The organism is Falsiruegeria sp. JB4-1 (assembly GCF_055693495.1).
Genome location: NZ_JBVFTZ010000001.1, coordinates 4,052,435 through 4,065,877, shown reverse-complemented (window position 1 = coordinate 4,065,877; position 13,443 = coordinate 4,052,435). Strand labels below are relative to the sequence as shown.

12 protein-coding genes and 2 pseudogenes are annotated in these 13,443 nt (G+C 57.6%); 7 read left to right on the top strand and 7 right to left on the bottom strand.

What is annotated here, in order from left to right; genetic code table 11:
- Positions 1-86 precede the first annotated feature (86 nt).
- Entirely contained in the window at positions 87-854 is a 768-nt protein-coding gene (locus ACZ1HE_RS20710) for a YHYH protein (protein ID WP_472623877.1), read from the top strand.
- On the opposite strand, the gene ACZ1HE_RS20705 is transcribed toward ACZ1HE_RS20710, so the two are convergent.
- Both ACZ1HE_RS20705 and ACZ1HE_RS20700 read right to left on the bottom strand, forming a co-directional pair.
- Complete coding sequence (locus tag ACZ1HE_RS20705; RefSeq protein ID WP_472623875.1) at positions 851-1,708, bottom strand: Hint domain-containing protein; 858 nt, start codon at positions 1,706-1,708, stop codon at positions 851-853. The two genes, ACZ1HE_RS20710 and ACZ1HE_RS20705, sit on opposite strands and share 4 nt — an antisense overlap.
- Complete coding sequence (locus ACZ1HE_RS20700; RefSeq protein WP_472623873.1) at positions 1,698-2,420, bottom strand: choice-of-anchor L domain-containing protein; 723 nt, start codon at positions 2,418-2,420, stop codon at positions 1,698-1,700. The genes ACZ1HE_RS20705 and ACZ1HE_RS20700 overlap by 11 nt, the downstream gene beginning before the upstream one ends.
- 116 nt (positions 2,421-2,536) lie before the next feature.
- Here ACZ1HE_RS20700 and ACZ1HE_RS20695 point away from each other — a divergent pair, with 116 nt between their 5' ends.
- Positions 2,537-2,911: a hypothetical protein gene (locus tag ACZ1HE_RS20695; protein WP_472624583.1), complete on the top strand. Its 375-nt coding sequence runs from the start codon at positions 2,537-2,539 to the stop codon at positions 2,909-2,911.
- Between the two features lie 4 nt (positions 2,912-2,915).
- Here the strand turns inward: ACZ1HE_RS20695 and ACZ1HE_RS20690 are convergent, their stop codons facing one another.
- The 3 genes and pseudogenes from ACZ1HE_RS20690 to ACZ1HE_RS20680 all read right to left on the bottom strand — a co-directional run bounded on the left by ACZ1HE_RS20690 (position 2,916) and on the right by ACZ1HE_RS20680 (position 6,734).
- Complete coding sequence (locus ACZ1HE_RS20690) at positions 2,916-3,971, bottom strand: transporter substrate-binding domain-containing protein (protein WP_472623871.1); 1,056 nt, start codon at positions 3,969-3,971, stop codon at positions 2,916-2,918.
- 79 nt (positions 3,972-4,050) lie between these two features.
- Positions 4,051-5,145 carry a Hint domain-containing protein gene (locus ACZ1HE_RS20685; protein WP_472623869.1) on the bottom strand — a complete coding sequence of 365 codons (1,095 nt, stop codon included), beginning with the start codon at positions 5,143-5,145 and terminating at the stop codon, positions 4,051-4,053.
- A 3-nt stretch (positions 5,146-5,148) separates the two neighbouring features.
- Positions 5,149-6,734, bottom strand: a pseudogene (locus ACZ1HE_RS20680) (Hint domain-containing protein).
- 293 nt (positions 6,735-7,027) lie between these two features.
- Here ACZ1HE_RS20680 and dapE point away from each other — a divergent pair.
- From dapE to rnr, 4 genes are read left to right on the top strand one after another with little or no spacing between them, the layout of a single operon-like run.
- Positions 7,028-8,173, top strand: coding sequence for a succinyl-diaminopimelate desuccinylase (gene dapE, locus ACZ1HE_RS20675; RefSeq protein WP_472624581.1), 1,146 nt, complete (start codon positions 7,028-7,030; stop codon positions 8,171-8,173).
- The gene (locus tag ACZ1HE_RS20670; RefSeq protein WP_472623867.1) at positions 8,170-8,595 is read left to right on the top strand and encodes a GNAT family N-acetyltransferase; all 426 of its coding nucleotides are present in this window, start codon (positions 8,170-8,172) and stop codon (positions 8,593-8,595) included. Before dapE ends, ACZ1HE_RS20670 begins: the two co-directional genes overlap by 4 nt.
- Positions 8,592-9,170, top strand: coding sequence for a TIGR04282 family arsenosugar biosynthesis glycosyltransferase (locus ACZ1HE_RS20665; RefSeq protein WP_472623865.1), 579 nt, complete (start codon positions 8,592-8,594; stop codon positions 9,168-9,170). Before ACZ1HE_RS20670 ends, ACZ1HE_RS20665 begins: the two co-directional genes overlap by 4 nt.
- A 45-nt stretch (positions 9,171-9,215) precedes the next feature.
- The gene (gene rnr, locus ACZ1HE_RS20660; RefSeq protein WP_472623863.1) at positions 9,216-11,468 is read left to right on the top strand and encodes a ribonuclease R; all 2,253 of its coding nucleotides are present in this window, start codon (positions 9,216-9,218) and stop codon (positions 11,466-11,468) included.
- Between the two features lies 1 nt (position 11,469).
- Here the strand turns inward: rnr and ACZ1HE_RS20655 are convergent, their stop codons facing one another.
- Complete coding sequence (locus ACZ1HE_RS20655) at positions 11,470-11,862, bottom strand: DUF1801 domain-containing protein (protein WP_472623861.1); 393 nt, start codon at positions 11,860-11,862, stop codon at positions 11,470-11,472.
- Positions 11,859-12,557 carry a glutathione S-transferase family protein gene (locus ACZ1HE_RS20650; protein ID WP_472623859.1) on the bottom strand — a complete coding sequence of 233 codons (699 nt, stop codon included), beginning with the start codon at positions 12,555-12,557 and terminating at the stop codon, positions 11,859-11,861. Before ACZ1HE_RS20650 ends, ACZ1HE_RS20655 begins: the two co-directional genes overlap by 4 nt.
- 84 nt (positions 12,558-12,641) lie before the next feature.
- On the opposite strand from ACZ1HE_RS20650, the pseudogene ACZ1HE_RS20645 reads away from it, so the two are divergent.
- Positions 12,642-13,357: pseudogene (locus ACZ1HE_RS20645) on the top strand (helix-turn-helix transcriptional regulator).
- The last annotated feature ends 86 nt before the right edge of the window (positions 13,358-13,443 follow it).

Here is a 13,443-nt window from a genome sequence, read left to right as displayed (position 1 = left end):
CCGATTCAAGATCTATCAAGCGGCCGCGACGGAAACACGTCGCGGCCGCGTTGTATCAGGCATCCGACAAAGGTGGAGGAGACCTGATGACACGTTTGCTGGTTCTGGCCGGGTTGATGGCAATGGTCGTATTTCTAGAGAGTTTCCCAGGCCACGCGGCCAACTCGGTCAACATCAGCGCCAAGGGCGATCAGCTTTGTATCAGTTCCAACGGGACGCCTAACCACATGATTGGCACTTTCCCGAACCGTGGGAACCCGCATCGGTTTCGGGCGCAAAAGCTGATGTATTGTGTTGATGCCTCGCCGCGCGACACGGGCCGGATCACATATCAGGCCAATACCTCGGGCATCTCATTGACTGGTATCCCGTTCCGGCCGGGTACGGCGGATTTCTATGATGCCTCGAGCCCACGTGGGTTTTCACGTGACAATTCCAGCGGTTGGAGGCTCGAAGGGATGGGGGCTGCGGATATGCTAGGAATGGACCGCCAGAACGCCCATGTCGACCATCGCGGACTTTACCATTATCACGCCCCGGCACCAGCTTTGATCACATCGCTCAAGGGCACGCTGATCGGCTATGCGGCGGATGGATTCCCGATCCACTATGTGGGCGACACTGTCAAACCGTCCTGGCAACTCAAGCCCGGCAAACGCCCGACCACGCCCCATGGCCGCTACGATGGCACCTATGAGCAGGACTGGCAGCATGTAGCCGGTAGCGGCAATCTGGATGAATGCAACGGGGCCATGGTCGATGGGAGTTACGTCTATTTCGCCACCGACAGCTTTCCGTTTTTCCCCAGATGTTTTCGGGGCACTGTCAGTCGTGACTTTCTGAGTCGTCCTTAGCCCCTGATCAATGCGCGGGTTTCGTACCCGCGCAGAGACATGCGGGCGGATGGCCCGTAGCCAAAATCGCTTCTGGTCAAATCCGGCATGAGGTTCAGAATTTCACTCCGCGTGTCGGCATCAAAGCCGTCTATTGTCATGTCTCCGGGGTGATAGCTTTCACTTTCCAGGCCATTGCCGCGCACCACTTCATGACGGTCGAACAAGAGATGGACATAAGTGATCGGCTCGCCATCTGCACAGCGCCGGATTGAGCGGTCGTTGATCAGGTGCTTGGCCTGCACCAAAACCTCGGATGCGCCGAACATCATCTCGGACAGGGCGGTGGTCAACAAAATGCGGTGGTTGGGGGAAACGGCGATGGCGTCGTGGTTGCCAAGCGCGCCACGGGCAAAGAGGATCGGCGCGTCGTTCCCGCGGGCCAGGCGCTCAGACTTACCAACCCAACGCAGAGGTTGTGGACCGTGATCCCGAGTTTTAACGAGATCGCCGGGTTTCAGGTCTTCGACGGGTATGCTCCCCTTTACGGTATCGATCAGGGTCCCTGCTACAAAACAAGGGGTAGTGTTGATTGTGACGATACCGGTGTCCGTGTTTCCGGCCCCGTCCTGAACCTGATACGAAAAAGAACTCGACGCCTCATCCCCGTCGGAATCGATGGTGAGCGTGCCATCGGCATTGACTGTTATTTCTTCTCCACTTGAAAGGGTGATCGTGTCCCCGGCTGAAACCGGTTGTCCATTGATCATGGTGATGATCATTTGCCCACCAGCGTCCGAACTGTCATTGGCCAGAACGTCGACGGTCTCGGCGTTTCCGCCAGTGACATTGATCGTGTCATTTTCAGCGATCAATGACGATTGCAGCGAGATCCCCGGCGATCAACAGGTTGGAATCATAGGTACCGTCACCCCCGTCCGCGATTGCGATCTTGATCGAGTTCATTTCACCTGCCGTGACTGGTGCTTTGACAGTCAGGGTAACGGTAAAACCGTCCATTTCTGTATTTGCGATTTCGGCATTTGCAGGGTTGTCGACATAAAGGTTGGAATTGCTGGTGTCGTTAATGTTGTTGATGGTGATTTCACCATCGCCGACCATCAATTGCGCGGGCTCTCCGTTCACGAAAATACCGACGGCGTCGTTGAAACCTGATCCCACGTACTCAAGGTATTCTTCCGAAGCAAACGTCAGCTGCATGGTGACCGTGTCGCCCTGGGGAATGAAATCAGCCTCAAAGACAGCGGCATCATAGGTTTGCGCCCCGGCCATTTCAGTCAGGTCATCGTCCCCCGCCCGATAGTGGTTGGTCGTCGTACCTGCGCTAACGTTTGCTTCGCCCGAGCTGTTGGTGATGTCGGTGGCACGGCCGGTGGAAAGGATGACCCCCGTATCCGAAGGGGTCACCCCAGGGGCAACGCTGTCTCCATCACTGTAGATTCCGGATGCAGAATCTGCCCCGGAGTAGTCCGCCGAGACGATTTGCATTCCGTCGCCGAACATGGCGTTGGCCATATCCATGGCCGAAGCCGATGTATCAACCGGCAGTTCCGAAGCTTTGGGCATTCCTGCATTCCGTTTGTCTATCCTTGACGCAGAAATACCGGGCAAATCTTCCGATTTCGTTTTCCCCCAATTGCTAATTGTCTTGAATTTTATCGACCTCTGCGTGGTTGACCCGCATGCAAGGCGCAGGCTATGGCGCAGGGATGGAAAAGAAAAAGAAACCATCGCGTCAGCAGGTCTATACCCTGTTGGTTCAGATCGGCCGCAAAGAGGGCGATGGCCTGCCAAAGGGCGCAACGGGCGCAGCTTTGATGTGCTATGCCAGCGGCGTGGACGAGGCAGAAGCCGTGCGCGAGGCAGTCGCCATCCTGAAACAGGCTGATACTGCTCCACTGGATGTGACGGGATATGGCACTTTAACCGAACGTGAAGCTGAAGGGCATGACATCAGCGACGAAGAGCGCGCGCTGATGGACCGCGCGCTAGAGGAAAACGCCGTCATTGTTGCTCAGATGACGCCGTTTTTTGATGATGGCACCCAAGAGGCTTAGCGGATCAGTTTCTGGATCCGAACCACTTGCGGTAAAGCTCGTCGTATGTACCGTTTTCCCGGATGGCCAACAGGGCTTGATTGACCTCTTCGACCAGGGGAGAGCCGGTGGGGAAGGCGATGCCGTAATTCTCGCGCAGAAAAATGGCGCCTGTCATCGTCGCGAATTCACGCCCCTCGTGTGAAGCATAGTAGGACAGAATAGGGGCATCAAACACCACTGCGTCCAGCTTCGTCTTTTCGAACTCCGCTATCATAGGCTTCAGCCCTTCGTACGGCGTGTACGTGATCTCTCGGCGATCGAGGAAACCGGCGGCTGTCGAACCTTGGATGGTTCCAACTTTTTGCCCGTAGAGGTCGTTCACCGAATTGATCGACCCGCTGATGGCATCAACGGTCATCACAGAAGTGATCCGGGCAGTAAAAACCGAAACGATGAACAGCGATGAGATGACCAGCACTACGCCGAACATGCGCCCAAATGCCGTGCGAGGAACACGTTCTTCAAAGCCGCCGTTCACGACAAGGTTCAAAGCCCACCAGAAAGACGGAAACCAAGCCTCGCCTGCGGAACGGTCAAAGTAAGGTTGAGAGCGGCGTTCGAAATACCACATCAACATGCCGCCGCCCATTAGCAGCACAAACGCGAATCCGATTGCCAGAAACAGGTCGAAAGACAACAAGGCCCGCAATAATGAAGGAGATCTTGCCTGACCTTCGGGAACCATAAGTTGCAGCCCGGACTCAAAAATTGGCTGACTGAAGTCCATTTGGGTTTCACGGGCTGCAGTGATCGAGATATTGGCGATTGCCAAGTCGGCGTCGCCATTTTCCATCGAGGCTAGCATGTCGGCAAACTGATCGTACCGCTGGATTGCGATATCCCAATTCAGCGCCTCTGCCAAAGCGGACAATAGTTCGATCGAGAATCCGGCGTCTGCTCCGTCCTCGACAAACGAGAACGGCGGACGGGAAACCGTTGAGACCGTAAGGGTCTGAGCAAAGGGTGCTTGGGCCCAAAGTGTGAGTGTCAGGCACAAACCGAGGAGAAGGCCGCGCATAAGTACAGTCCTTAGTTTGCGCGTTCCTAGACAAATTCAGGTGCTCGAGCAAGTCCGCCCTTTGTTCGCTGACCTTAGGTCAGGCTACCCGGCGCTCGGCAAGGATGCGTGCGTCAAACGCCCTGAGAACTGGATACTTCGACCTACCGTGATCGGGAAGTCCGTGCCGATCCAGACGCCCAAGAAGACTGGCTGCCAGATGCTGCGGTTTACGCCTAATTCTCCCAATATACAGACTTTCGGCAATTGTTCCCGCGACCAACATGGGTTCATGTTCAGGCAGCAACAATTGTTGAAAGGTGACTGTCAAACTACATTGTGCCTCCAGAACGGACGCTCCACCGGTCAAATGTCGAACCGGTGTCAGGACCGCCTCTTGGCCAAACAGATATTCGACTTCGCTGCCCGACAACAAAAGCCTCTGGTCCGGAGCGGTTTGGATGTCTTGCTGCAAACCAAAATACGGGGCTCGCAAATGCAATGGCTTCGACGTTCCGCTGGTAGGCATTGTGCGCGAGATTTTGTGAAGGACCGGCACGACCTGGTGGTCTGCTGTCAGAACAACGTCTCCCCTTTGAAGTTTGCTGATCGGGCGGTACCCATCCGGGGTAGCAATGGGCGTGGACGGCAGAAGTGTTGGCATTGGGCCGACGGGTTCGACCTCGTTGCTGAGTGCAAGATAGATGACGTCGGGTGCAACAAAGCGGTGTTCACCTGGTTTGAACAGCGCGCGCGCATCCCCTGCCCTGAGGGGGCTGGGATTGGGAACATCAGTTAGAAACAGGTTCTCTTTGTCGTTGCGCTCGATAGCCAGGCGTCCCCACCGGGCAGGTGCATCCCAGGAATATGTCAATCGCAGGACGTCCAACCGACCCATTTCCGAAGGGTTGATGGCTTGATGCAGGACTGAGTCGCCCTGATAAAGGATCAGGATCATGCCCCCGCCGGGAATGGCCTGAAGTGAAAGGTGGAAGGGCCAGTCACCATTGCGTTCGAAAAACACCAGGGATCTTGGTCGAACGGTAGTGGGAAGTTGGGTTTCGATGACGAGCGATCCTCTCACCAGAAGGTCGTCTTCGTGCGGGCCGATCAATGCGCGCTCTTCGGGATGCCGGTCAAGGCCCTGCGGCGCAAATGTCTGGCCGTCAGTGTCGGATAAAGCGATCCAAGTCATGTGCTAAGCCACCCTTTGAGCGGACATCAGCACTTGTGCCTCGAATTTGCGCAGCGTGCGCCGGGCAGCCGGGCTGTAGCCTTGACCTGTTGCAGGGTCCAGTTCGGGAAAGATCGCGCAAATTTCGTCGACGATGGGTTGTTCGAACAGGTCAGTGGTTTGTGGTCCGGGCAGGAAGCTTTCTGTCGCTAGACCTTCGGAATAGATGACCTGATGCTGGTCAAACATGAGGTGGACATAGGTTACGGCGCGGCCTTCGACGCGTGTGACCGAATGGTCATTGATCAAGTCTTTTGCTGCGATCAGAACCTCGCCTTCACCAAACAACAACTCAGCCAGGCTATCGCGAACCAGAACACGATGTTGTGGCGACACCAGAAGGTCACGGTGCTCGCCAAAAGTTCCTGCGCGGATACGAATGGGGGCCATGTCACCCTGGGCGCGCACCGTGCGCCGCCCAATCCAACGCAACGGCTGAGGCCCGTTATCCTGAGTGTCGACCAATTCGCCAAGCACCAAGCGTTCAACAGGCCTTTCTCCTGCGGGCGTCATGATGAGAGTCCCAGCAACAAAACATGGAACAGAGCTGACGTTTACAAGGCCGGTGTCGGTGTTGGTGGTATTGGTTACGCCATAGGTGAAATTGAAGTCTTCGGTGTCACCATCGCCAAAAACTGTGATCGTGCCGTTTGCATTCAGCTGCAAAGTCTGGCCGGTGTTCAACGTCACCGTATCGCTGCAGCGTTTACAGCGACACCGTTCAGGTGCGTAATTGACAGGGTCCCGCCCGAGTTGTTCTCGTCATTGGCCAACACATCAATGGTCTGTGATCCCGTCGGGAACAGTGTGGCGCTATCATCGTTGGCCACAAGAGCAGTCTGAACACTATCCGCAGCAATCAGCAGGTTCGAGTCGTAACTGCTGTCCGATACGTCCGCGATGCCGATGCGAATCGTATTCAAGGCGCCGGGTACGATGTTCATGGTCAGGGTCATGGTGACCGTCAGACCGTCCATCTCGGTGTTATAGTCGTCGTTCGTATTGTCCAGGAACAGGTTTTCGTTGTTCGCACTGTTGATGTTGCCCGGGTCGGCGTCGCCGTTCCCCACGCCCATATCCACCTGTGTTCCGTTGACCCAGACGCCAACAAAATCCTGATAAACCGAATTTTGAAACTCTGGGTATTCTTCGGACGCAAAGATAAATTGCATTGTCATCTGTGTGACAGTTGGATCGTCAACGGTAAAACTGATGTCCAGATAGGATGCGTCGTAGGTATTTGTTCCGGCAGCGGCATTAAAATCTGCGTTGTTATTCTCGCCGGATGTGTTGGTAGATGTGCTGCCGGATCGGTTCGGGTCTCCACTGCCCCGCGTATAACTAGACGCCCGGCCTGTTGACAAGATAACGCCAGAGTCGCCCGGAGTGGCACCCGGCGCCAAAGCGTCGCCATTGGAATAAATTGCCGAAGATTGGCCCCATCCCGAATAGGATGCGCTCTCGACGTTTACGCCATCGCCAAAAATGGTCTGCGCCATTTGGATAGCAGACGCGTTTGTCTGATAGTTTAGTTCGGCGCCCGTTGCCATGTCCTGCCCCAACCCTCGATCTTGAAGAGGCAGAACACCCGGCCGCAGGGGTACTCCCCTGTCCAGACAAAACGGGTGGCCACGGCTGTTCTTTTGACAGCACGCGGTCGTGTTTCGGTCAGTCTTTTGCGACTGTACTGCTGATTGCCCTGCCTCGGGTCATATTATTACTCAAAGGGTTAGCACGGGTTTCGCCCATCTGTTAAGCACATTTGGGCCGAAAGGGGTTGGCAACGCGACCTTTTCGTCACAAGTGTGACCCAACAATGGCCATGACCCAAGTGAGTGAGACGATGACCCAGACTGATGCCGCCCAACTTACCGCTGATCTGATCCGTTGCCCTTCGGTGACGCCGGACGAGGGTGGGGCGCTGGTTTTGCTGACCGACAAACTGGCTGCGGCAGGGTTCGAATGCACCCGCGTGGACCGGGGCGATGTGTCGAACCTGTTTGCCCGTTGGGGCGCCAAGGGCCACACGCGTACTTTCGGGTTTAATGGACACACGGATGTCGTTCCTTTGGGGGACCAGGCCGCCTGGACCATGCCACCCTTTGGGGCTGAGGAAAAAGATGGGTTCATGTATGGGCGCGGCGCGACCGACATGAAATCGGGCGTTGCAGCGTTCGCCGCAGCAGCCATCGACTTTGTCACCCAAACGCCACCCGATGGCGCCGTGATCCTGACCATCACCGGTGACGAAGAGGGTGATGCCATCGACGGCACAACGGCGCTCTTGGACTACATGGGCACCGAACAGGAGGCGATGTCAGTCTGCCTGGTTGGCGAGCCTACATGCCCTGATACCATGGGTGAGATGATCAAGATCGGTCGGCGCGGCTCTATGACTGCGTGGTTCACTGTAACCGGTGTGCAGGGGCATTCCGCTTATCCCCACCGAGCCAAAAACCCGCTGCCAGCACTGGCACGTTTGATGGATCGCTTGGCAAGCCACGAGCTGGATCAGGGGACAGATCATTTCGATGCGTCCACTCTGGCTGTGGTGACCATGGACACCGGCAACCCGGCCACCAACGTGATCCCGGCGCAGTGTACCGCAGCTGTAAACATCCGGTTCAATGACACGCATACGGGCGCGGGTCTGACAGATTGGTTGCAAAGCGAGGCAGATCAGGTGGCTGATGCCTTTGGTGTCGAGATCGCGATGAAGGTCAAGATTTCGGGCGAGAGTTTTTTGACCCTTCCGGGTGAGTTGTCCGAACTGGTCGCCGCATCTGTCGAGGCGGAAACCGGCGTCAAACCGGAACTCTCGACCACGGGCGGCACTTCGGACGCGCGTTTTGTCAAAAACCACTGCCCGGTTGTGGAATTCGGTCTGGTCGGCCGCACCATGCATCAGGTCGACGAACGGGTCGAAGTGGCGCAGATACACCAGCTCAAAGACATCTACACACGCATTCTGCGGGACTATTTTGCATGACATTGAAGATTGAGGTGACGCAAGATCGCGACACCTGTTTTGCCTTGCGCCACACTGTGTTTGTGGAAGAACAGGGCGTTCCCGTCGAAGAAGAAATCGACATCATGGACGAGATCGCCACTCACATGCTGGCCTCGTTGGATGGTGTCCCGACCGGAACAGCGCGTGTCTTGTTTGACGGTGAAACTGCCAAGATTGGGCGGGTTTGCGTTTTGCCTGAGGGGCGCGGTACCGGCATGGGTGCGGCGCTGATCCGCAAAGGGATTGAGGTCGCAAAAGGCCAATCCGGCATAACGCAGGTCAAGCTGGGTGCTCAGATCCACGCGCTTGGGTTCTACGAAAAACTGGGGTTTGAGGTTTATGGCCCTGTTTATGACGACGCAGGCATCGACCACCGTGACATGGTGTTGACCCTGTCATGAGGCAAACGCTGGTCATCATGGTCAAAGAACCCCATCCGGGCCGGGTCAAAACCCGATTGGGGCGAGAGATCAGCATGGTCGGTGCCGCGTGGTGGTTCCGACACCAGACTCGCAGTTTGATCCGGCGTCTGCGCGATCCGAGATGGCAGATTGTGCTGGCAGTGGCCCCGGATCGTGAAGGGCTGCTAAGCCGTGTTTGGCCTGTCGATCTGCCGCGTGCGCCGCAGGGGCACGGTGATCTGGGTAACCGGATGGGGCGGATGCTGCGGGGTATGCCGCCTGGCCCAGTGTGCGTGATCGGTGCCGATATCCCGGGCATCACCGCCGCACATATCGCGCGCGCCTTCAAAGCGCTTGGATCGCACGAGGCGGTGTTTGGCCCTGCGCCGGATGGTGGGTATTGGCTGGTGGGGGCCAAGCGCGCCTCGGCCCTGCCAAATACCCTGTTCAAGGGAGTGCGCTGGTCCACCGAACATGCGTTGGCTGATACGATGGGCACGCTGCCGGGACGCCGTATTGTTTTGGTGGATGAGCTGCGCGATGTGGACACAAAGGCGGATTTGGACCGGACATAGCGTTTTGCCCATGACCTTGATCCAGTGCCGTGTTAGGCCAGAGGTATGACGCGTATTCCCACGAAGGAAGAAATCCTGGAATGGATTTCATCCAACCCGACCCTCACTTCGAAACGAGACATTTCCAAAGCCTTTGGGATCAAAGGCGCGGATCGGATCGACCTTAAGAGGTTGCTCAAAGAACTTGAGGCCGAGGGCCATCTGGAAAAGCGCAAACGCAGCTATTCGGATCCGGATCGTTTGCCACCTGTCAGCGTGCTGCAGGTCAAGGCGCCGGATGGGAACGGGGATCTCTTTGCCAAGCCGATGGAATGGCACGGCGAAGGGGTGGAACCTGTTGTACTGGTCATTCCGCGAGCCTCGGACCCGGCTTTGGGTGAAGGGGATCGCATTCTTGCGCGTCTGACTGTCGTGCACGAGGAAGACCACAATTACGAGGCGCGCCTGATCCGTCGCATTGGCGCAAATCCCAAACGCATTTTGGGTGTGTTCCGCAAGCGCAGCGAAGGCGGACGGATCGTGCCCATCGACAAGTCCGCAGGCACAGAATGGACCGTTGCCGAGGCCGCCGTGCTGGGGGCCAAGGATGGTGAGCTGGTCGAGGCCGAGCAGGCCGGACCCAAGGGCCGCATGGGCCTACCCAAAGCGCGGATCGTGGAACGCCTCGGCGATCCGTCCGCACCCAAGGCGGTGTCGCTGATTGCGATCCATCAACATGGCATCCCCGATGACTTCCCCGACCCCGTAATCGCCGAGGCTGATGCCGCCAAGCCTGTCGGGCTGAGCGGGCGCGAGGACCTGCGTGATCTACCCTTGCTGACCATTGACCCCTCGGACGCACGCGACCATGACGACGCCTGTTATGCACACGCCGATGACGACCCTAAAAACCCCGGCGGGCATGTCGTTTGGGTCGCGATTGCGGATGTGGCGGCCTATGTGCTCCCCAATTCGGCATTGGACCGAGAGGCGCGCAAACGAGGCAACTCCAGCTATTTCCCTGACCGCGTGGTGCCGATGCTGCCGGATCGCCTGTCCGGTGACCTGTGTTCGCTACACGAGGGGGTGCCGCGCGCCTGTTTGGCGGTGCGGATGCAACTGGATGCAGATGGCAACAAGCTCTCGCACCGCTTTGTGCGAGGTTTGATGCGGTCAGCCGCCTCGCTGCACTACGCCGAAGTGCAAGATGCCATCGACGGCAATCCCAACGACCGGACTGGCCCGTTGTTGGACCCGATCCTAAAGCCGCTCTATGCCGCCTACGCTGCGCTAAAAAAGGCCCGCGAGGAACGACAACCACTGGATCTGGATCTGCCTGAACGTAAGATCGTGTTGGATGACGATGGCACGGTGCAGTCGGTGAATTTCCGCGACCGGCTGGATGCGCACCGCTTGATCGAAGAGTTTATGGTCCTGGCCAATGTGGCAGCAGCCGAAACACTCAATGCCAAGAAATCACCGCTCTTGTTCCGCGTGCACGAAGAACCCGCGCCCGAGAAGCTCGAGTCGCTTCGCGAGACGGCACAGGCGGCGGGGTACAATTTGGCCAAGGGGCAGGTACTGCAAACACGTCACCTGAACACGCTGCTACGAGCCGCAGCGGGCACGGACGATGCGGAGCTGATCAATCTATCTACCTTGCGGTCGATGGCGCAGGCGTATTATTCGCCTGAGAATTTTGGTCACTTTGGCCTCGCGTTGCGCAACTATGCGCACTTCACATCGCCCATCCGGCGTTACGCCGATTTGATCGTACACCGTGCACTGATCAAAGCGCATGGTTGGGGAGATGATGGGTTGCAACCGGATGAGATTGACCGGCTGGAGGACACGGCCACCCATATCTCGGACACCGAGCGCCGCTCGATGATGGCTGAACGCGACACAACCGATCGTTATCTTGCCGCATACCTCAGCGAACGGGTGGGCAATGAATTTTCCGGCCGGATCAGTGGCATGGCCCGGTTCGGGGCCTTTGTGAAGATGGACGAAACCGGGGCTGACGGACTGGTTCCGGTGCGCTCGCTGGGGCGTGAATTCTTTCATTTCGACCGCGAGGCCGGGACGCTGATGGGATCGGATACGGGTATGATCCTGTCCATCGGTCAGCGTGTCACTGTGCGGCTGACGACAGCGACACCGGTGACAGGCGGGTTGGAATTGGAGCTGCTGTCGGTCGAAGACAAGGCCATGCCAAAGCCGGTTAGCCCCGCAGGGCGAACCCAACGCCGCAAGGCGATCAAAGGCAAACGCAAACGGGACAAGATCAAGCGCAAGGTGGAACGCAAGCGGCGCTAGGTCACTTCTTTTGGTGGTATGTCAACGCGCGGGCGATGAGCCAACCGTGACGTCCCTCGTCGATCTGATCGGCCTCGTTGAACAGCACGGCGCGCGTGCCCTCGATCCGGTCTGATTGGGGGAAAGCCAATTCGTAATCCGGGATCAGGCGGCTTTGGCAATGCACGAACAGGGCAAATCCACCTGCCTTTGGAACACCCAACCGGATGGTTGATCCCTTGGCTGTCAGATAGGCTGGTTGACCCCATTTCAGCGTCTCTTCGATCTGCGGCTTGTGCGGCAGGTCGTGCGCCACGTCAAAAATCAACTCGCGCAATCGCAGCAGCCCTGTACGGGGTTCTGGTGGGATCGCCGCATAAGCTGCGGCGACCTGTTCGTTGGCATAGGGTGTCATGTCAAATCAAACGCCTGATCCATTCTTGCGACATAGTCGGTCAGCAGCCTGTCATTGGCAATCCGTTGTTGCAGGGGCGTTTTAACTGGTGTCGCCGCAATTGCGGCCAACATTGGCGCGACGGAATAGTCGGCAGAAGTCGGAGTGCTGCCCATCAAGAACGGTGAATGCCACAGGAAGGCAGAGATCGCGGTCAGGTCGTTCTCGACTCGCTCCAGTCGTTCGGCTTGCGAAAACCGAGATACGCCCTGCATGTCCAACCCGCGCAGGACTGACTTGCGGACGGACTTGGTGATTGGCCCCCTGATCAGGCGCGGAATGCCAACAAAGAACGTCTCGCGCAGCGCTGGCCAGACCTCGTCATTGCCCCAGCGGTCCATGACCAATTGAAAATACAAGTGATCCTCCGCCATGCGGATCAGCGCACGTGATTGACCTTTTTGCAGATCGCTTAGGCCTTGGTCAAAGTCCGCGCCACGCGCCTCCAGCCAGCCACGAATGGCGTCGCTGTCAGGCATCAGCCGCTCGGGTGTGCGCAGTACGGGCAGTTTGCGATGGGGCATCTTGCGCGGGTCGAGCAGGTCGGAGCGCTGCCATTGCTGGCCCGAAGCTTCGAGAAGATAGGCGGCTTTGACACAGAAGGGACTGCCGCTGAAGAGGCCAAAGGCCGAAGGATAAATGAGAAGGGTCAACATAAGCGAACTCCGAGATTTGAATTGAGTCGAACCTAGAGGCGAGTGATGACAGTTTCTGTCATCAGTGATAAGCAGGATGGAGACATGTCACGCACCGCCCGCCTGTTCCAATTGATGCAAGCCCTGCGTTCAGGGCCGCAACCACGCACCTCGATCCAGCTGGGGCAGGATCTGGGGGTGTCGCCGCGCACGGTGCATCGCGACATTGATACCCTGCGCAGTCTTGGGGCGGTGATCGATGGTGAGGCCGGGTTTGGCTTTACTCTGATTGAGGACGCGACCCTGCCGCCTCTGGGGTTTCTGGATGACGAGTTGGAGGCGCTGGTTCTGGGTTTGCGCGAGGTCGAGTTGATCGGTGATCCGGCCTTGTCCGAAGCCGCCAGCGCAGCCCTGCGCAAACTGCAAGGGCGCCTGCCGCAACGCCAATCTCATCGTCTCAGCCATGCTGTGTTGACGGCCACACGGTTCGATCGCCCCCCAAACCAGGGGTTGAAGTTGCGCGCCTGCGCAAGGCGACTTGGGATGAACAGGCGGTGGAATTTGGGTATTCGGACGTGCACGGGGCTCAGACCCATCGCCGGGTGAACCCGCTATCACTTGTCTACATGGATCGGGCCAGCGTGTTGGTGGCATGGTGCCATCTACGGCAGGATTTTCGAACGTTCCGTTTGGATCGGATGCGCGAGTTGATCGTGACCGACCAGAGCTTTCGCCCCAATCGGGTGCCCCTGCTAAGGCAAGCTATCGAAGGGCTGCGGGCCGAACGGGCGCGAGCGGAGGATTGCACACCGCCCGAGTGATCCCTTTCGTGGATGCGGCTTTCACGCTACCTTTTGAGCAGAGCAGATAGTCGGGACAACCAAGATGCGTGTATTGCTAAGTGCCG